Source organism: Shigella sp. FC1544, assembly GCF_001722145.1.
In the GTDB taxonomy this organism is placed as follows: domain Bacteria; phylum Pseudomonadota; class Gammaproteobacteria; order Enterobacterales; family Enterobacteriaceae; genus Escherichia; species Escherichia coli.
In genome coordinates, this window is record NZ_MECT01000255.1 from 1 (window position 1) to 17,907 (window position 17,907).

20 protein-coding genes and 1 pseudogene are annotated in these 17,907 nt (G+C 54.0%); 4 read left to right on the top strand and 17 right to left on the bottom strand.

Going from position 1 to position 17,907, the window contains the following annotated elements; translation table 11 throughout:
* Positions 1-300, top strand: a pseudogene (locus tag BGK49_RS13485) (IS1-like element IS1X2 family transposase); the annotation flags it as partial.
* Between the two features lie 192 nt (positions 301-492).
* Positions 493-1,140 (top strand): nitrate/nitrite response regulator protein NarP, encoded by a 648-nt coding sequence (gene narP, locus BGK49_RS13490; RefSeq protein ID WP_001113637.1) that lies wholly within the window; start codon positions 493-495, stop codon positions 1,138-1,140.
* 34 nt (positions 1,141-1,174) lie between these two features.
* Here the strand turns inward: narP and ccmH are convergent, their stop codons facing one another.
* The 15 genes from ccmH to napF are packed head-to-tail and all read right to left on the bottom strand — an operon-like array spanning position 1,175 to position 13,314.
* Complete coding sequence (gene ccmH / locus BGK49_RS13495) at positions 1,175-2,227, bottom strand: cytochrome c-type biogenesis thiol:disulfide oxidoreductase CcmH (RefSeq protein WP_001211561.1); 1,053 nt, start codon at positions 2,225-2,227, stop codon at positions 1,175-1,177.
* Positions 2,224-2,781: a thiol:disulfide interchange protein DsbE gene (dsbE, locus tag BGK49_RS13500; RefSeq protein ID WP_000824439.1), complete on the bottom strand. Its 558-nt coding sequence runs from the start codon at positions 2,779-2,781 to the stop codon at positions 2,224-2,226. Before dsbE ends, ccmH begins: the two co-directional genes overlap by 4 nt.
* Entirely contained in the window at positions 2,778-4,721 is a 1,944-nt protein-coding gene (gene ccmF / locus BGK49_RS13505) for a cytochrome c-type biogenesis heme lyase CcmF (RefSeq protein ID WP_000982424.1), read from the bottom strand. Before ccmF ends, dsbE begins: the two co-directional genes overlap by 4 nt.
* Positions 4,718-5,197, bottom strand: a complete 480-nt coding sequence (gene ccmE / locus BGK49_RS13510; protein ID WP_001026418.1) for a cytochrome c maturation protein CcmE — start codon at positions 5,195-5,197, stop codon at positions 4,718-4,720. Before ccmE ends, ccmF begins: the two co-directional genes overlap by 4 nt.
* Positions 5,194-5,403 carry a heme exporter protein CcmD gene (gene ccmD / locus BGK49_RS13515; RefSeq protein WP_000186538.1) on the bottom strand — a complete coding sequence of 70 codons (210 nt, stop codon included), beginning with the start codon at positions 5,401-5,403 and terminating at the stop codon, positions 5,194-5,196. The genes ccmE and ccmD overlap by 4 nt, the downstream gene beginning before the upstream one ends.
* Entirely contained in the window at positions 5,400-6,137 is a 738-nt protein-coding gene (ccmC, locus tag BGK49_RS13520; RefSeq protein WP_001295447.1) for a heme exporter protein CcmC, read from the bottom strand. Before ccmC ends, ccmD begins: the two co-directional genes overlap by 4 nt.
* A gap of 41 nt (positions 6,138-6,178) precedes the next feature.
* Positions 6,179-6,841, bottom strand: a complete 663-nt coding sequence (ccmB, locus tag BGK49_RS13525) for a heme exporter protein CcmB (protein WP_000971730.1) — start codon at positions 6,839-6,841, stop codon at positions 6,179-6,181.
* A complete protein-coding gene (ccmA, locus tag BGK49_RS13530) occupies positions 6,838-7,461 on the bottom strand; it encodes a cytochrome c biogenesis heme-transporting ATPase CcmA (RefSeq protein ID WP_000525587.1) in 624 nt (207 codons plus the stop codon). Before ccmA ends, ccmB begins: the two co-directional genes overlap by 4 nt.
* Before the next feature lie 12 nt (positions 7,462-7,473).
* Positions 7,474-8,076 carry a cytochrome c-type protein NapC gene (napC, locus tag BGK49_RS13535; RefSeq protein ID WP_000528380.1) on the bottom strand — a complete coding sequence of 201 codons (603 nt, stop codon included), beginning with the start codon at positions 8,074-8,076 and terminating at the stop codon, positions 7,474-7,476.
* A 9-nt stretch (positions 8,077-8,085) separates the two neighbouring features.
* Positions 8,086-8,535 (bottom strand): nitrate reductase cytochrome c-type subunit, encoded by a 450-nt coding sequence (gene napB, locus BGK49_RS13540; RefSeq protein WP_000835177.1) that lies wholly within the window; start codon positions 8,533-8,535, stop codon positions 8,086-8,088.
* Positions 8,532-9,395, bottom strand: coding sequence for a quinol dehydrogenase ferredoxin subunit NapH (gene napH / locus BGK49_RS13545; protein WP_000013507.1), 864 nt, complete (start codon positions 9,393-9,395; stop codon positions 8,532-8,534). Before napH ends, napB begins: the two co-directional genes overlap by 4 nt.
* Entirely contained in the window at positions 9,382-10,077 is a 696-nt protein-coding gene (napG, locus tag BGK49_RS13550; RefSeq protein ID WP_000091290.1) for a ferredoxin-type protein NapG, read from the bottom strand. The genes napH and napG overlap by 14 nt, the downstream gene beginning before the upstream one ends.
* A gap of 6 nt (positions 10,078-10,083) precedes the next feature.
* Positions 10,084-12,570 (bottom strand): periplasmic nitrate reductase subunit alpha, encoded by a 2,487-nt coding sequence (gene napA, locus BGK49_RS13555; RefSeq protein ID WP_000778039.1) that lies wholly within the window; start codon positions 12,568-12,570, stop codon positions 10,084-10,086.
* Positions 12,567-12,830, bottom strand: a complete 264-nt coding sequence (gene napD, locus BGK49_RS13560) for a chaperone NapD (protein ID WP_000557378.1) — start codon at positions 12,828-12,830, stop codon at positions 12,567-12,569. Before napD ends, napA begins: the two co-directional genes overlap by 4 nt.
* Entirely contained in the window at positions 12,820-13,314 is a 495-nt protein-coding gene (gene napF, locus BGK49_RS13565) for a ferredoxin-type protein NapF (protein ID WP_000686723.1), read from the bottom strand. Before napF ends, napD begins: the two co-directional genes overlap by 11 nt.
* A 108-nt stretch (positions 13,315-13,422) precedes the next feature.
* On the opposite strand from napF, the gene yojO reads away from it, so the two are divergent.
* Both yojO and eco read left to right on the top strand, forming a co-directional pair.
* Positions 13,423-13,587 (top strand): protein YojO, encoded by a 165-nt coding sequence (gene yojO, locus BGK49_RS30180; RefSeq protein ID WP_001296837.1) that lies wholly within the window; start codon positions 13,423-13,425, stop codon positions 13,585-13,587.
* A gap of 113 nt (positions 13,588-13,700) precedes the next feature.
* Positions 13,701-14,210, top strand: a complete 510-nt coding sequence (gene eco / locus BGK49_RS13575) for a serine protease inhibitor ecotin (protein WP_000712245.1) — start codon at positions 13,701-13,703, stop codon at positions 14,208-14,210.
* A 149-nt stretch (positions 14,211-14,359) separates the two neighbouring features.
* Here eco and mqo read toward each other — a convergent pair whose 3' ends face one another.
* Positions 14,360-16,006 carry a malate dehydrogenase (quinone) gene (gene mqo / locus BGK49_RS13580; protein WP_000758039.1) on the bottom strand — a complete coding sequence of 549 codons (1,647 nt, stop codon included), beginning with the start codon at positions 16,004-16,006 and terminating at the stop codon, positions 14,360-14,362.
* A 217-nt stretch (positions 16,007-16,223) separates the two neighbouring features.
* Complete coding sequence (yojI, locus tag BGK49_RS13585; protein WP_000422160.1) at positions 16,224-17,867, bottom strand: microcin J25 efflux ABC transporter YojI; 1,644 nt, start codon at positions 17,865-17,867, stop codon at positions 16,224-16,226.
* Positions 17,868-17,907: the final 40 nt, after the last annotated feature.

A 17,907-nucleotide genomic window follows, 5' to 3' on the forward strand; every position in this document is an offset into this window, starting at 1 on the left:
ACGGTTGTGGCGCACGTCTTCGGTGAACGCACTCTGGCCACACTGGAGCGTCTTCTGAGCCTGCTGTCGGCCTTTGAGGTCGTGGTATGGATGACGGATGGCTGGCCGCTGTATGAATCACGCCTGAAGGGAAAGCTGCACGTTATCAGCAAGCGTTACACTCAGCGCATTGAGCGACATAATCTGAATCTGAGACAACATCTGGCAAGGCTGGGACGGAAGTCACTGTCGTTCTCAAAATCGGTGGAGCTGCATGACAAGGTCATCGGGCATTATCTGAACATAAAACACTATCAGTAAGTTGGAGTCATTACCGATGAGAAGCTGATGCAAAATTCCGTCTTTATAATGAAAATGATGCCAAAGCGAACGACAAGGTTGTAGTTTTCACTACATGTCCATACATAAAATGGGGTAACATTCACGCGCCTGGTAGCGTTACCAACGCTACGCTCAAACATAATGATTCTAATAAAACCCCAGGAGACTACTATGCCTGAAGCAACGCCTTTTCAGGTGATGATTGTGGATGATCATCCACTTATGCGACGCGGTGTTCGTCAGTTACTGGAGCTTGATCCTGGCTTTGAAGTGGTCGCCGAAGCGGGCGACGGCGCGAGCGCGATCGATCTGGCGAATAGACTGGATATCGACGTGATCTTGCTGGATCTCAATATGAAAGGTATGAGTGGCCTGGATACCCTCAATGCCTTGCGCAGGGATGGCGTTACCGCGCAAATTATTATCCTGACCGTATCAGATGCCTCCAGCGATGTCTTTGCGCTGATAGACGCAGGCGCAGACGGTTATCTGTTGAAAGACAGCGACCCGGAAGTATTGCTGGAAGCAATTCGTGCTGGAGCGAAAGGCAGCAAAGTCTTTAGCGAACGCGTCAATCAGTACTTACGTGAACGTGAAATGTTTGGCGCGGAAGAAGATCCCTTCAGCGTGCTGACGGAGCGCGAGCTGGATGTTCTGCATGAGCTGGCACAGGGGCTGTCAAATAAACAGATTGCCTCGGTGTTGAATATTTCAGAGCAGACAGTAAAAGTACATATTCGCAATCTGCTGCGCAAACTCAATGTCCGCTCACGCGTGGCAGCCACCATTCTGTTCCTGCAACAACGCGGGGCACAATAAAAATAGCCCGATGGCATCACCATCGGGCCTCTTTTTATTTACTCTCCTGCGGCGACAAATGTTGCATCGCCTGCGCGATACTACGTTCAATCACCGCACGGCGAGTATCGTTGGCAGATAAGAGTTTCAACATCATCTCCCACGCGGCAACGGCTTCGCCAAATCGCTGCTGCTCAAAGGCATTAAACGCATACATGCTTAACACACGGATATTGCTATGGTCCGTTCTCACCAACTGGCGCAGCAGTTCACCACCGAGGCGGTTGTCGTTGGGATCAGATGAACGTGTCAACGCTTCAGCATAACCCAGTGCGGCATCACTGTTTTTCGGATCGAGGCGATACGCAGTAGCGTATGCATCGGTGGCGATACTGGCGTTACCCAGCGCCATGCCAACGCGGCCCAACATAATCCAGCCTTCTATATCTCCCGGATTTTTTTGCAGTTGAGTACGCATCCCCAGCGCAAGACGCGACATCTCTTCTTCGTTGAGCGGATCGGCTTTCGGATCCAGCGCCCTGTCCAGCAACGCCGGAGCCTGTGCCGTGGCCTGCTGCCAGATTTTCACCTGCTGATAATTGCCAGTCTGGTAGTAGCTGACGCCAGCCACAATTAACGCCACCACAATACCCGGCAGATAAACAATATATCCGGCACGCTTACCTTCCTGCACGCTTTGTTCAGGAAACGCGTCCGGCACCACGCGTACCCGACGCCGCGAACGGGCGTAAATGACCCAACCGCCAATGCCAATAGCCACTACCGGAAGCACCCACAGCAGCACGGTCAGCGGCGTTAACGGCGGATCGTAAGTGACGAAGTTGCCGTAACGCGCCACCATATAATCGACAATCTCTTTTTTACTTTTACCTTCCTGCATCAGTTCATACACTTTCTGGCGCAGGTCGGTGGCAATCATCGAGTTGGAATCGGCAATGCTGTTGTTCTGGCATTTCGGGCAGCGTAGTTCTTCAGTGAGTTGGCGGAACTGCTGCTCCTGCGCTTCATCCTTAAACTGCAACACGTCGATGGTCGCCAGCGCTGAGCCGGAGATCATCAGCATCAGCACGCCCAATAAAAACCTCATTGTGCGGCCTCCTTACTGTATTTCTCCCACAGCGGCTTGATCTCTTCTTCCCAGACGCGAGGATTGAGATCGCCCGCATGGCGATAGCGAATGATGCCGTTGCCGTCGATGAGGAACGTTTCTGGCGCGCCATAGACACCGAGATCCAGCCCTAACATGCCATCGCCATCAAACAGGCTTAGCGCGTAAGGATTGCCCAGCTCTTTCAGCCAGCTTATTGCCTTCTGGCGATCGTCTTTATAGTTCATGCCGACCACGCGAATGCCCTGCGCAGAAAGCTGATTCAGATATTGATGTTCCGCACGGCAGGTCGGACACCAGGTAGCCCAGACGTTAAGCAGCACAGGTTTGCCCTGAGTCAGCACATCCGCCTGATAAAACTGCCCCGGATTGTCCAGTGATTCGAGGCGAAACTTCGGAACTGGCTTGCCAATGAGCGCCGATTCCAGATTGGTCGGATCATCCCCTTCGGCATTACGCGCCAGCTGCCACAGCAGCGCCGCGGCAATCGCCAGGAAGATAATCAACGGAATTAACAATACTTTGCGCTTCATACAGCCTCCGGCGCAGTTTTTTGCGGACTCACGCGCTTACGATAGCGAGGATCAAACAGACACAGCAGTCCGCCCAACGCCATCATCAGCCCGCCCGCCCAAATCCAGCGAACAAACGGTTTGTAGTAAAGACGCACGGCCCACGCGCCGTTTTCCAGCTCTTCACCGAGCGCGGCGTACAGGTCACGCGTGATGCCGCCGTCAATCGCCGCTTCGGTCATCATCGACCCGGCAGTGTTGTAATAACGTTTTTCCGCATACAGCACCGTTTCCGGTTTACCCTCTCGCGTTACGCCAATAGTCACCACACCGCCGCGCCAGTTCGGGCCAGTCACCTCTTTGACATCACGGAAGGTGAAGCGATATTCATGAATATCGACGCTATCGCCGGACTTCATGCGCACATCACGCTCAACGCTATAGTTCTGGCTAAAGGCAATACCAACAATTGTCACTGCCAGCCCCAGGTGAGCCGCCACCATTCCCCAATAACTGAAGGTGGTTTTCGTGCCACGTGAAATACGCAGCGCAGCTTCCGCAATTGCCAGCACAGCAATCCAGCAGGCCATTGCCAGGCCGAGCACCGTCATCGCCACAACTTTGCTTTCGAACAGCCACGGCAGCAGCAGCGACAGCACCAGCGTTGAGATGAAGGCGATAATCAATAAATTGCGGATTTTACGTGGGCGATCGCGCCCCCAGCGCACTAGAGGACCGACACCAAGCAGCAGCGCAAACGGCACCATCAGCCAGGTAAACATGGTGTTGAAGAACGGTTCGCCAATCGAAATACTGCCCAGTCCCAGTTGCTTGTGCACCAGCGGCAGCAGCGTCCCCAGTAATACCACCAGCATCGCGGCGACCAACAAAACGTTGTTCGCTAACAGCAGAGATTCCCGCGACCACAGCGCATTGTTTACGCGTGAGCGAACTTTGTGTCCACGCGCGGCAAACAGCAGCAGCGAACCACCAATCACCAGTACCATAAAGGCGAGGATAAACATACCGCGTGCCGGATCAGAGGCAAACGCGTGTACCGATACCAGCACGCCGGAACGCACCAGGAAAGTCCCCAGCAGACACAACGAGAAGGCACTGATTGCCAGCAGTAATGTCCACGCTTTGAAGCTGGCGCGTTGTTCAGTGACCGCCAGTGAGTGCATCAGCGCAGTCCCCACCAGCCACGGCATAAACGAGGCGTTTTCTACCGGATCCCAGAACCACCAGCCCCCCCAGCCGAGTTCGTAATAGGCCCATGCGGAACCGAGCACAATGCCGAGCGTCAGGAAAATCCACGCCGCCAGCGTCCACGGGCGAGTAAAACGCGCATAAGTGCTGTCCAGACGCCCGCTCAGCAAAGAAGCAATGGCAAAAGCAAACGCCACCGAGAAACCCACGTACCCCATATAAAGCAGAGGCGGATGGAAGATCAGCCCCGGATCCTGTAACAGCGGGTTAAGATCGCGCCCTTCAATTGGGAAGTTCAGCAGCGTGCGTGAGAACGGGTTAGAGGTAAAGAGAATGAACAGCAAAAAGCCGACGCTGACCATCCCCATTATCGCCAGTACACGGGCCACAATATCCAGCGGAATACGCTGACTAAAAATCGCCACCGCAAAGGTCCAGCCGCTCATCAGCAGCACCCACAGCAGAAGCGAACCTTCATGCGCGCCCCAGGTAGCCGCCACGCGATACCACACCGGAAGCTGGGTATTGGAGTTGCTGGCAACATAGGTGACGGTAAAGTCGTTGACCACGAAAGCATTGACCAGCACCAGAAATGCGCCAGCCACAGACATAAACAGCAGCCAGGCAAACAAGCGGGAAGACGCCATCATGCGCGCATCTCCGCGCGCCACGCCCCATAGCGGATACACGGACAGCAGCAGCGCAATTCCCAGCGCCAGGCACAGCAGCCCGTTTCCAATTTCCGGCATCATGATGCTGGGTCCTTATAAACACTCGCCGGGCGACGGTGGTTAGCTTCCATCGCTTTCTCAACTTCTGGCGGCGTGTAGTTTTCGTCGTGTTTCGCCAGCACTTCTTTCGCGAGGATATGATTGCCTTTTTCCAGCTCGCCCTGCACCACAACGCCCTGCCCTTCACGGAACAGATCCGGCAAAATGCCTTCGTAAGAGACATCCACTGAGCCTTCAGCGTCGTAAATGGTGAAGGTCACTTTCAGCGAATTGGGATCGCGCTGCACACTACCCGGCATCACCATCCCGCCAACGCGCAGACGCTGACCGACTTCCGGCATTTGCTGAGTTTCACGCTTGCCGTAGAGAATTTCCCCCGGCGTATAAAAGAGATCGATATTCGAGCGCAGCGCATACAGCACCAGACCGATGGTCAGCGCCAAACCTGCCAACACAGCACAGGCAATCCACAAGCGGTTTTTACGGCGAATATTCATGCAGCCTCCTGCTGTTGCGCAGCACGTAAACGCGCCTCACGCGCCCGCTGTTGCTCCACACCACACAGAATTGCGCGATGCTGCATCACCGAGTGCACGACCAAAACCACCAGCGGAATAACGGTCATCACCACCGCCAGCCAGACAAAAAAGGCGTAACCGCCCATTGCGAAAAATTCATTCCAGGAAGCAAATGCAGGGGTCATTTACGGCCTCTTTTCAGTATCAGTTCACTCACCCACGGACGGCGTTTTTCCATCAGCAAAATCAAATTACGCATCCGCATCAGCGTCAGCGTGGCAGACAGGAGCAGGAAGCCAAAAATCGACCAGCGCAGCGGCGAACGCATCGCCGGATCGATACTTTGCTGCATCCGCGTTGATCCCTGATGCAGGGTGTTCCACCACTCCACGGAGTAATGAATAATCGGCAGATTCACCACGCCAATCAGCACCAGGATACCTGCCGCACGGCCCGCCAGACGGCGGTCGTCGAAGGCGTGCCACAGGGCAATCACACCCACATACAAAAACAGCAGCACCAGTTCAGAAGTCAGACGTGCATCCCATACCCACCAGGTGCCCCACATCGGTTTTCCCCATGCAGAGCCGGTAACCAGGGCAATAAAGGTAAACACGGCACCAATGGGGGCCATCGCCGCCACCGCCAGGTTGGCCATTTTCATCTGCCAGACAAGGCCAATAAACGCCGCCACCGCCATTGATGCATAAATACCCATCGACCAGATCGCCGCAGGCACATGCAGGTAGATAATGCGGTAGCTATTTCCCTGCTGATAATCAGCCGGAGCAAAGCCGAATCCCCAGATCCAGCCGACGGTAAGCACGACCACACTGGCAATTGCCAGCCACGGTATAAACCAGCCACAGATTTGATACAGCCGTGGTGGGATCGCCAGTTGATGCAGTGTTTTCCACATAGTTTCGATACCAGACTCGAACAAAAATCAGTAATCCAGCGTTATTGAATGCTGATTCGTAACGCTGCCGCCGTCGCAAAAGGACTTAATGTCGCGGTGCCTGCCAGCAACGCGCCTAAAATTGCCAGATACCCGTCAACGGGCAAATGCATGGAAGCCGCGTCCATCGCGGCGGTGGCAAAGATGAGTAATGGGATAGTCAGCGGTAACACCAGTATGCTGAGCAGCACACCACCGCGCTTAAGTCCCACTGTCAACGCCACACCCGGTGCACCGAGAAAGCCAAGCGTAGGCGTTCCCAGCAGCAGCGTCAGCGCCATCACTTGCCAGCCATAAACATCCATTCCCAGTAGCATTGCTACCAGTGGCGAAAGGATGAGTAACGGCAGACCGGTTACCATCCAGTGCGCCATCACCTTCGCCAGCACAACGGCGGGCAAGGGTAACGGCAACAACATCAATTGTTCAAGACTGCCGTCCTGCAAATCGTCACGGAACAGTCGTTCCAGCGCCAGCAAGGATGAAAGCAGCGCAGCAACCCAGATAATGCCCGGTGCAATACGCGCCAGCAGTTGCGGCTCCGGACCGATACTGAGCGGAAAAAGGGTAATTACAATCAGGAAGAACCACAGCGGGTTGGCGATTTCGGCGCTATGGCGAAACGCTACACGCAGCTCAAGACGGAAAATGCGCCAGAACATCATGCGGCCCTCGTTTGCGTCAGTGAAATGCGGCGAATTTTACTTTCAGCAACGTTGAGCGGCTGGTGGGTAGTCAGAATCACAATCCCCCCCTGCTCCGTATGCTGCGCCATACGCTGGGTCAGACGATCGACGCCGTTAACGTCAATCGCGGTAAAAGGCTCGTCGAGGATCCATAACGTGGCACGGGTCAGCCACAGACGCGCTAAAGCGACGCGGCGTTGTTGCCCGGCCGAGAGCTGATTTACAGGAATATCTTCGAATCCGGCAAGCCCGGCCTGCGCCAGGGCTTCCAGACATTGTGCGGTATCGCCATCGCGATGATAAAAGTGCAGATTTTCTAACGCCGTCAGCCGGGTTTTGATCCCCGGCTGATGGCCTATCCATAACAGGTTTTGATGGTAGCTGTCGCGTACCTGATGCAAGGGCTGTCCTTGCCAGAGAACCTCGCCTGCGTCAGGGCGAGACAACCCCGTCAGCAAACGGAGAAGCGTTGTCTTCCCCGCGCCGTTGCTACCGGTGATTTGTACCCACTCTCCTGCGTTCAGCGTAAATGACAAGCCACTAAATAAGGTTCGTTCATCCCGCTCACAAAGTAACTCTCTGGCTTCAAGCATACCCACGCAATAACCCTGTTAAAAACCTGGCTCGACTTCACGCATATCGGGCAGCTTGTGCGCTATCCCTTTATGGCAATCAATACAGGTTTGCCCATCTTTCACCGCCTGGTCATGCATCTTCGCGGCAACCGATTTCTGGGCGGTTGTATCCATATACTCGAAGTTGTGACAGTTACGGCACTCCTGCGAGTTATTGTCCTTCATGCGCCGCCACTCATTCTGTGCCATCGTCAGACGATGAGCTTCAAATTTCTGCGGAGTGTCAATAACGCCAAAAATTTTACCATACAGCTCTTTACTTGCTTTGAGCTTGCGTATCATCTTCGGCACAAACTCGTGCGGAACGTGACAATCCCGACAGGTCGCACGGACGCCGCTACGGTTGTTGTAGTGCACGGAATCCATGTATTCCTGATACACCGTGTTGCGCATTTCGTGGCAGCTAATGCAGAACTCTTCGGTATTGGCTTTTTCCATCCCGGTGTTAAAGCCCCCCCAGAAGACGATGCCGCCAACAAAACCGATCAACAGCAGCGTCCCCAGCGCCAGACGGCTGGGGGTACGCCACCATTTCCACAGGCGCTTAATCAGACCAGGCTTACGGTCAGAATTTCCCATAATAACCTCTTATTTCCCGTAACCTTTTGATGGGGTAAAGGTATTCCCCACGATTGGCGCGGTATCGGCCTGCGGTACGTGACATTGCAGACAGAAATAACGACGCGGAGCCACTTCCGCGCCCACTTTGCCGTCGCTGTCCATAAAGTGAGTAGGACTAATGCGCGGCGCGCCAGTGGTGCGATAACTTTCGACACCGTGGCACTGCAAGCAGCGGTTGGTATTGGTCGTTACCTGATAACCTTCAACGCTATGCGGGATCATTGGCGGCTGATTCACATAGTTCAGCGGCATCCGTTCCTGCTCTTTTGGCATCCGAATGGCCCCTTCCTGTGTCCCGGATACTTCCGGCGACTGGCTAAAATCGACGCCATTAGCCGCCCAAACCGCGCCGCTTACCACCAGGGCCAGCATCGCCGTCCATTGACACAGCGCTTTCTTCAGGTCATGGCTTTTCATGATTTCGCTCCCGAACTCCATCGTGTAGTTATTGTAAATACATCCTCAGAACAGACATCCACGCAGCGACCGCACGTCATGCAATCGCGGCTGGTGACCTGCACCGGGCTTTGTTCATCCAGCACCGGGGCACGTAGCACGCGCGGTTCCGGGCAAACATGAAAACAATCCATACAGCGGTTACATTTCTGCCGATCGGTGGCCGCAACGGTAATCACACCTTTGCTACCCAGCACGCCATACAGCGCGCCAACCGGACAAATGTGCCCGCACCAGCCGTGTTCAACGACCAGTAGATCAAATAAAAACAGCGCGAGAATAAGCAGCGCGCCGCTGCCGAAGCCCATTACCAGGCTGCGCCCCATCAGAGATACGGGGTTGATCCATTCCCAGATGAGCGTGCCAGTTAAGGCCGATCCCAGCAGAATGACCACCAACAGCACGTAGCGAATGTGGCGAGGGATCGTCGCAGACTGATTGAGGTCAAAGCGCCTGCGTAACCAGTTCGCTAAGTCGGTAATCGGATTCAGCGGGCAGACCCAGCTGCAAAATAATCGCTTTCCTGCCAGGGCGTAGAGCACGGTGATAATCACCGCACCGGTCAACGCCACCGTGGCAGGCAGATGACCGCTGGCAAGACTTTGCAGCGTCATCAGCGGATCGGTCAGCGGAACGGTGTCGAATAACAGGCTACTGCTGTAGTTACCGTGTAAGATCCACACACCAAACCACGGACCGCTCAAAAACATCCCCAGCACGAAGAACTGACAAAGGCGACGTAACACCAGCCAACGGTGACTGCGCCACCAGCCTTTTTTCTCCAGCGCCTCGCGCCCGGCGTCACGTTTACGATTTGCCATTGTTCCCCTCCAGCCAGCCGAAGCGGTAATGGTGACCTAACTCCCCTTTAGCCAGTGACAGCGGTAACACCTTGATTGCCGGTTGTTCCAGCACGCACACTTTTTCGCACTTACCGCAACCGGTACAGGCGTCTCTGTGAACCGTCGGCAGAAAGCGGGCGTGCTTACCGGTACGCGTGTTGCGCTCCAGCTCCAGGGTGATGGCCTCATCAATTTTCGGGCATTCGCGATAACAAACATCGCAGCGCAGCCCCTGAAAGTTGAGACAGTTTTCCTGGTCCACCAGTACCGCCAGCCCCATCCGCGCGTCGTCGATCGATTCGATCTCACGATCCAGCGCACCGCTCGGGCACACTTTGGCGCACGGAATGTCCTCACACATTTCGCAAGGAATATCCCGTGCGACAAAATATGGCGTGCCCGCCGACAGACCAGAGGCCAGCGTCGCCAGTTTTAAGGTGTCGTAAGGGCAAGCCTGAACACACTGACCGCAACGCACACAGGCACTGGCAAAGGCGTTCTCGTTTATGGCTCCGGGCGGGCGCAACCGCACGCCAGATGCGCGTGCGGTTTGCTGTTGTAACCCCAGCGCCACACCCACGGCAGCCAGCCCGCCTGCTGTGCGAACAACATCGCGCAGAAAGCGGCGGCGACCATTTTGAGGTTTCGCTGACCGGGACATAATGGCTTACACCTTCTCCAGTTTGACTGCGCACTTCTTGAAGTCCGTCTCTTTCGAGAGCGGATCGGTCGCGTCCAGCGTTAGTTTGTTAACCAGCTGTGCGGCGTCGAAGAACGGCATGTACACCAGGCCCTGCGGCGGACGGTTACGACCGCGCGTTTCGACAATCGAGATCACTTCGCCACGGCGAGAAACCACTTTCACTTTGTCGCCACGACGCAGATCGCGCGCTTTCGCATCCAGCGGGTGAATAAACAGGACCGCTTCCGGGAAGGCGCGGTGCAGTTCTGGTACACGGCGAGTCATACTGCCGGTGTGCCAGTGCTCCAGAACGCGTCCGGTAGAGAGCCACAGGTCGTACTCTTCATCCGGTGCTTCCGCCGCCGGTTCGAATGGCAGTGCGAAGATCACCGCTTTGCCATCCGGTTTGCCGTAGAACTTATAGCCTTCGCCCGCTTTCACGTACGGGTCGTTACCTTCGCTGTAACGCCACTGCGTTTCTTTACCGTTCACCACCGGCCAGCGCAGACCGCGCGCTTTGTGGTAGTCATCGAACGGTGCCAGATCGTGACCGTGACCGCGACCAAACCATGCGTACTCTTCGAACAGCCCTTTTTGCAGATAGAAGCCCAGCTCGCGGGATTCATCGTTCAGCTGATCTTCCGCCAGTTCGGATACCGGGAATTTGCTCACTTCCGGTGTTGCATACAGCACTTCGTACAGCGTTTTGCCACGCAGTTCCGGTTTCTTCGCCAGCAGATCTTCCGGCCATACTTCTTCAGTTTTGAAGCGGCGGGAGAACTGGACTAACTGCCAGAGATCCGATTTCGCTTCGCCCGGTGCCTGTACCTGTTGACGCCAGAACTGAGTACGGCGTTCGGCGTTACCGTAAGCGCCCTCTTTCTCTACCCACATTGCGGTCGGCAGGATCAAGTCGGCGGCCAGCGCACTGACTGTCGGATACGGATCGGAGACGATGATGAAGTTGCGCGGATCGCGCCAGCCCGGCATACGCTCTTCATTGATGTTCGGCCCGGCCTGCATGTTGTTGGTACACATGGTCCAGTAAACATTCAGTTTGCCGTCTTTCAGCGCACGGTCTTGTGCCACCGCGTGCAGACCGATTTTCGCCGGAATGGTGCCGCTCGGGATATTCCACTTCTTCTCGCAGATATCACGGTGTTTCTCGTTGGTCACCACCATGTCCGCAGGCAGACGGTGAGCAAAGGTGCCCACTTCACGCGCAGTACCACACGCAGAAGGTTGCCCGGTCAGGGAGAACGGACCGCAACCCGGCTGGGAAATTTTGCCGGTCAGCAGGTGCAGGTTGTAGACCAGGTTGTTAGCCCACACGCCACGAGTATGCTGGTTGAAGCCCATCGTCCAGTAGGAGATGACTTTCTTGTTCGGATCGGCATACAGCTGCGCCAGTTGTTCTAACTGGTCTTTCGGCACGCCGGTCATTTCGGCAGTTTTTTCCAGCGTATACTCGGCAACGAAGGCTTTGTAATCTTCAAAGCTCATCGGTTCGGAGGCGTCAGAACCTGGATTCTTCGCTGCTTTTTCCAGCGGATGGGTCGGACGTAAACCGTAGCCAATGTCCGTCGCCCCTTTGCGCAGGTTAACGTGTTTGCTGAAGAAGTCCTGATTTATCGCATTGTTTTGAATGATATAGTTGGCGATGTAGTTCAGGATCACCAGGTCAGACTGTGGCGTAAAGATGATGCCGTTATCCGCCAGCTCGAAGCTACGATGCTGGTAGGTAGAAAGCACCGCCACGGTGACGTTCTGATTAGAGAGACGACGGTTAGTGATGCGCGACCAGAGGATCGGGTGCATCTCCGCCATGTTTGCGCCCCACAGCACAAACGCGTCAGCCTGCTCGATGTCGTCATAGCAGCCCATCGGCTCATCCATACCAAAGGTACGCATAAAGCCAACTACTGCCGACGCCATACAGTGACGCGCGTTCGGGTCGATGTTGTTCGAACGGAAGCCCGCTTTAAACAGCTTGGACGCGGCATAACCTTCCCAGATAGTCCACTGACCAGAACCGAACATACCGATCGATTCCGGCCCTTTTTCTTTCAGGGCGGTTTTGAATTTCTCTTCCATCACATCGAAGGCCTGATCCCAGGTGATTAGGGTAAATTCGCCTTCTTTGTCATATTTACCGTTTTTCATACGCAGCAGCGGCTGCGTCAAACGGTCTTTACCGTACATGATCTTGGGCAGGAAATAGCCCTTAATGCAGTTCAGGCCACGGTTAACCGGTGCGTCTGGGTCGCCCTGACAGGCCACCACACGTCCCTGCTGCGTTCCGACCAGAACGCCGCAACCAGTACCGCAGAAACGGCACGGCGCTTTATCCCATTTGATGGCTTCCTGCTGACCAACAACGGCGCGGGCAACGCCCGGCACGCTGAGACCGGCAGCCGCCGCAGCGGCCGCAACGGCGTTAGCTTTCATAAAGCTACGACGACTGAGTTTCATGGTGTTTCCTCACCTTGCTCTTCCTGCTGGTGATAAACCAGCGACACCGCCAGCACGCCCTCTACGTTGCGTACTGACTCAATGGTTTGGATCAGCGTTTCGCTGTCTTCTGCTTCCACCACCACAATCAACTGACCGCTCGGCGCGTCGCTGACAGCAACTTCACAGCCGGGAAAGGCGTTCAGTTGGGTGCTGATGTCTGAAATTCGTTCGCTTTTGGCCTGCACGACCAGGCTGCAAACTTGCCAGTTAGTGTGCATGGAGATACTCCGCAGTTATGGCTGATACCGGACAGCTGGCTGCACATGCTCCACATCCGTTGCAAAGTTGGCTATTAAGTTGCGGCTGGTAGATCCCGGAGAGCGTCGGGCGAAAGATAATTGCCATTGGCTCACAGCTATCCTGACAGCGGCGGCATTCAACTGACTGATACGCCAGGCACGCGTCCCCAATGGTGAACTGCAAATCCCAGGCCCTGGTGTGGCGCGGAGAAAATAGCGATTCGGGGCAAGCCTGCGCGCAAGCGTAACAGAAGCTGCACTCGTTATTTTTGAAATTAACGCTCGGATAGCCGCCCGCGCCGCGTTGCAGAATGTTGTTTTCACAAGCATTAATACAGGCGTCGCAACGGGTGCAATGGGTCAGAAAATGAGATTCATCACCGGACCAGGGCGGACGGATACCGTTACTGGCTTTGCGCCAGCGACCAGTGAGTATGCCCCGACGGGATGCATCAATCTTCACATTGACCTTCCATCATTAACGCGCTCTGAAAATTGAGAGCGACCAAATAAACCGCATAATTAATAAGCCATTTTTATAACCGCTAAGATATTAAAGGATGTGTCAAAGATGCATACCCCGATCGGGGTAAAACCTGTAGCAGGATCAAAAGAGTGGCGGGAAGCGTGGCAAAAACGGGCTTTTGCTCACATTTCAAATGGTTATAAACATATTTATATAGCAATTAATTCACCAGAGATATTTCTGCTGGTTTGTTCTCTCATCAGAATTTAACACTAAAAGAGCAGGTAAAATTGTCTGAATATTCTTTAAGTTATTCATAAAGCAAATTAATAAATCTTATGAATATGTTAACCTTCAGCGACATCATCGGTGAAAACCTATAAATGAAGAAGGAAAGCAAAAAAATGAAGACCATTCTACCTGCAGTATTGTTTGCCGCTTTCGCTACCACTTCCGCCTGGGCGGCAGAAAGCGTCCAGCCACTGGAAAAAATCGCGCCTTATCCACAAGCTGAAAAAGGGATGAAGCGTCAGGTGATTCAGTTAACCCCGCAAGAAGATGAATCTCCCCTGAAAGTAGAACTGTTAATCGGTCAGACGCTGGAAGTCGATTGCAATTTGCATCGTCTCGGCGGGAAGCTGGAAAGCAAAACGCTGGAAGGCTGGGGCTATGATTATTATGTCTTTGATAAAGTTAGCTCGCCGGTTTCCACGATGATGGCCTGCCCGGATGGCAAGAAAGAGAAGAAATTTGTCACCGCGTATCTGGGCGATGCTGGAATGCTGCGTTACAACAGCAAGCTGCCGATCGTGGTGTATACGCCAGACAATGTAGATGTGAAATACCGCGTCTGGAAGGCGGAAGAGAAAATTGACAACGCAGAAGTTCGCTAAACTGTTGTGAAGTACGGCACCCCGTTGGTTGGATAAGGCGGTTACGCCGCATCCAACATCTAACGCCCGAGCCGGTTGCCTGATGCGACGCTGGCGCGTCTTATCAGTATACGCCACATCCGGCATACCATGCCGGATGTGGCACATCATTACAACGCAATATCCGCCACTTCTTTTTGAACGGGTTGCGGTTTCAACTGCGGTTTTGGCGTACTATCTGCTGCCTGCGGCTTGTCGTATTTCAGCCCCAGCACTTCGCTGGTGTACTGCAACTCGCGTTCTGTTGCCGCTACATCACCGTTCAGCTTGCGTCCATAAGACGGAACGATCGCTTTCAACGTAGCCTGCCATTGCGGGCTGGAAACGCGATCGCCAAATACTTTTTCCAGCAGATCCAACATAATCGGCGCGGCGGTTGACGCCCCTGGCGATGCTCCCAGGAGCGCGGCAATGGTCCCTTGCTGGTCACTGACCACTTCAGTACCCAGACGCAGTACACCACCTTTATCGGCATCACGCTTGATAATCTGCACACGCTGCCCCGCTTGCCACAAACGCCAGTCCTCTTTTTTCGCCTGCGGATAGTACTCTTTCAACGCTTCAAAACGATCCTCTTCACTCAACATCACCTGACTCACCAGATATTTCACCAGATCGAAATTATCCAGCCCGACGTGCATCATCGGCATCACGTTAGAGGTGGTGGTGGAACTCATCAGATCCCACAATGAACCGTTTTTGAGGAATTTGGTTGAGAAGGTGGCAAATGGCCCAAACAGCACTACGCGTTTACCGTCCAGAACGCGGGTATCGATATGCGGAACCGACATCGGTGGTGCGCCAACGGATGCTTTACCGTAAACCTTCGCCAGATGGTGATTAACCACGTCCGGGTTTTCCGAAACAAGAAACTGTCCGCCCACCGGGAAACCGGCGTAGTCTTTCGCTTCCGGAATCCCCGATTCCTGTAACAGCTTCAGCGCCGCACCGCCCGCGCCGATAAAGACAAATTTGGCACGAATGTTCTGTGCAGTGCCATTTTTCAGATCGGCAACGGTAACGGTCCAGGTGTTATCGTCATTACGCTTTAGGGCGCGGACTTCGCTGCTGAGTTGCAGCGAGAAGTTAGATTTCTTCTGCAAGGAAGCAATTAACTGGCGGGTGATCTCGCCGTAGTTCACATCGGTACCAATTTCCGTACGCGTGGCTGCCACTTTCTGTTGCGGATCGCGCCCTTCCATCACTAACGGTGCCCACTCTTTGATCTGCGCGTGATCTTCAGAGTAACGCATACCGCGAAACAGCGAGCTTTGTTGCAACGCGGCGTAACGGGCGCGCAGGAAATTAACGTTATCCTCGCCCCAGACAAAGCTCATATGCGGAACGGTATTGATAAATGAACGCGGAGTACGCAGCACGCCGCGCTCGACCTGGTGCGCCCAGAACTGGCGGGAAATCTGAAATGCTTCGTTAATGGCGACTGCTTTTTCAATACTGATACTGCCATCGGCGTTTTGCGGGGTGTAGTTCAGTTCCATCAGTGCAGAATGCCCGGTTCCGGCGTTATTCCAGCCGTTCGAACTCTCCTGCGCGACACCCTCCAGGCGCTCCAGCATGGTCATCGACCATTCAGGCTCCAGCTCGCGTAAATAGGTCCCCAACGTGGCGCTCATAATGCCGCCGCCAATCAACAGTACATCAGTTTCCTGCTCCTCGGACGCTTTCGCTTTTGCCGCCATCGAAACGGCATTAAGCCCCACGGCCATCGAGAAGAGCATGGCAGTCACTTTTTTCATCTTGTTAATGCCTTACTTTTAGTCGCTTTATTGCAGGTGAGATTTGCGCGGCATCAAAGGTAACACTTAAGTAACAACATTTAAATAATGTTTATAAATTATATTCTAATTTTAGAAACATTATAATTTCGTTGATTAATTATAGGGTTATTAGAAATGAAGGGATTTTTAGCATATTGACCTGACGGCAGCAGTCCGCCAGGTCAGCGTCGTAATATTATGCCGTCCGGGCAACGGCATCACGCGAAGCGGCATCGCGCTCTTCGCCCGTCAGCTCGCTAAGTTGCCCATTGCGCATTTCCAGCAGGCGGTCGGCGTGGATAAAGTAATGATCATCATGACTGATAGCGAAAATAGTTTTACCCATCTCCTGCATCAGCGGCAGCAACACCTGATAAAACTCACGACGGAAGTGTGGATCCTGATCCGCCGCCCATTCATCCAGCAGGATAATATCGCGTTCTTCTGCCAGCGCCAGCAACAGCGCCACGCGTTTTTTCTGCCCTTTTGATAACTTCAGGTTAACAATACGCCCGTTGCTTAACTCAAGCTTATGAGCCATTTTCAGCTGCGCCAGCCACTTCTCAACCAGTTGCGGGTTAGCGGGTTTACCCTCCGGCCCCAGCAGTTGATCAAACAGCCAGACATCGGTAAACACTGCCGAAAACAGTTTGCGATAATCTTCCGGTTGTTCGCCGCTGACAGGTTTGCCATCCAGCAAGATTTCGCCGCTTTGTGGCTGATACAAGCCCGTCAACAACATCGCCAGCGTCGATTTTCCACTACCGTTACCACCAATCAGAAACAGTAGCTCGCCACGTTTGATGGTGAGATTAATCGGACCAACGGAAAACGCGTTATCCTGATAGCTAAACGTCACATTACGCAGCTCCAGCGTTTGCCAGTTGGGAAACGCCTGCGGGCGCGGAAACTCTGCTTTGAAAGGCGCGAGCGCGAATTTGTTCAGCTTGTTAAACGCCACCTGCGCCGTCAGCAGCGTCGGCAATGCGCCAACCGCCGAAAGCAGCGGCGTACGCAGGAATAAAAGCGTCAACGAATAGGTCGCAGCAACGTTGGTATCAGCCCAACCGAGACTGTTCGCCATCCAGAACACCAGGCCGATAGCGCCCAGCATCATGATGTTTGACCAGTTCACGGCACTAAGATGGAAGGTGTCTGCGCGAATAATATGATGGCGATACTCTTGCGCATCGGGGATGTAGAGGTTGTTAAACACATACTCGGCGCGTTCCCGGTTCAGAGTCAGCTCTTTGCGCCCTTCAAGTACAGTTTGAAAATCCGTGTACAGCTTATCTTCGGTTTCACGTAGGGTCGCCATATGTTTGTACACCCGCGCCACCAGTACAAAACCACCCCAGATGGTGATCGCCATCCAGATAGCCGTTACCAGCAACATTTTGCCCGACAGCATCCACAGATACGCCGCGGAACCGATAGTGAGAATGATCCCCTGCACCAGTTCCGGAAGACGCACAAAAGCAATGGTGATATTGCGCACATCGCTGGTTAATCCCGCCAGCAACGAGGCGCTACCGAGTTGTTCAATGCGCTCGACGTGGGTATCCAGAATCCGCTTGATAAATTCACTACGCAGTCGGTAAACGAAGTGATGCCCCAAAGTGGTGAGCGCCAGTTGCGATCCGAGAGTGACTGCCATCAGCAGCAGCAATAATCCCAGAAACTCCGGCAATACCAGCAGACTGGTATCCGCCATTTCGATAAGGCGCTGATTGATAAAAGCAATTAAGCCAATGCCTAATGCCGCACTGGCGAGGCTTAGCGCCATCACACTGATAAATGGCCAGCGATACTGCCGCCAGACAAGTACAAGAAGTTCCATGCAGAAAACCCGGACAATGAATTACAGCCCGCAGTTTAAA

Excerpts from the sequence above, each read along its gene's own strand:
- napD (WP_000557378.1), bottom strand. The coding sequence starts at position 12,830 with ATGCACACTAACTGGCAAGTTTGCAGCCTGGTCGTGCAGGCCAAAAGC.
- narP (WP_001113637.1), top strand. The coding sequence starts at position 493 with ATGCCTGAAGCAACGCCTTTTCAGGTGATGATTGTGGATGATCATCCA.
- ccmH (WP_001211561.1), bottom strand. The coding sequence starts at position 2,227 with ATGAGGTTTTTATTGGGCGTGCTGATGCTGATGATCTCCGGCTCAGCG.
- napA (WP_000778039.1), bottom strand. The coding sequence starts at position 12,570 with ATGAAACTCAGTCGTCGTAGCTTTATGAAAGCTAACGCCGTTGCGGCC.
- eco (WP_000712245.1), top strand. The coding sequence starts at position 13,701 with ATGAAGAAGGAAAGCAAAAAAATGAAGACCATTCTACCTGCAGTATTG.
- yojI (WP_000422160.1), bottom strand. The coding sequence starts at position 17,867 with ATGGAACTTCTTGTACTTGTCTGGCGGCAGTATCGCTGGCCATTTATC.
- yojO (WP_001296837.1), top strand. The coding sequence starts at position 13,423 with ATGCATACCCCGATCGGGGTAAAACCTGTAGCAGGATCAAAAGAGTGG.
- mqo (WP_000758039.1), bottom strand. The coding sequence starts at position 16,006 with ATGAAAAAAGTGACTGCCATGCTCTTCTCGATGGCCGTGGGGCTTAAT.
- napH (WP_000013507.1), bottom strand. The coding sequence starts at position 9,395 with ATGGCAAATCGTAAACGTGACGCCGGGCGCGAGGCGCTGGAGAAAAAA.
- ccmF (WP_000982424.1), bottom strand. The coding sequence starts at position 4,721 with ATGATGCCGGAAATTGGAAACGGGCTGCTGTGCCTGGCGCTGGGAATT.
- napC (WP_000528380.1), bottom strand. The coding sequence starts at position 8,076 with ATGGGAAATTCTGACCGTAAGCCTGGTCTGATTAAGCGCCTGTGGAAA.
- napG (WP_000091290.1), bottom strand. The coding sequence starts at position 10,077 with ATGTCCCGGTCAGCGAAACCTCAAAATGGTCGCCGCCGCTTTCTGCGC.
- ccmD (WP_000186538.1), bottom strand. The coding sequence starts at position 5,403 with ATGACCCCTGCATTTGCTTCCTGGAATGAATTTTTCGCAATGGGCGGT.
- ccmC (WP_001295447.1), bottom strand. The coding sequence starts at position 6,137 with ATGTGGAAAACACTGCATCAACTGGCGATCCCACCACGGCTGTATCAA.
- dsbE (WP_000824439.1), bottom strand. The coding sequence starts at position 2,781 with ATGAAGCGCAAAGTATTGTTAATTCCGTTGATTATCTTCCTGGCGATT.
- ccmB (WP_000971730.1), bottom strand. The coding sequence starts at position 6,841 with ATGATGTTCTGGCGCATTTTCCGTCTTGAGCTGCGTGTAGCGTTTCGC.
- napB (WP_000835177.1), bottom strand. The coding sequence starts at position 8,535 with ATGAAAAGCCATGACCTGAAGAAAGCGCTGTGTCAATGGACGGCGATG.
- ccmE (WP_001026418.1), bottom strand. The coding sequence starts at position 5,197 with ATGAATATTCGCCGTAAAAACCGCTTGTGGATTGCCTGTGCTGTGTTG.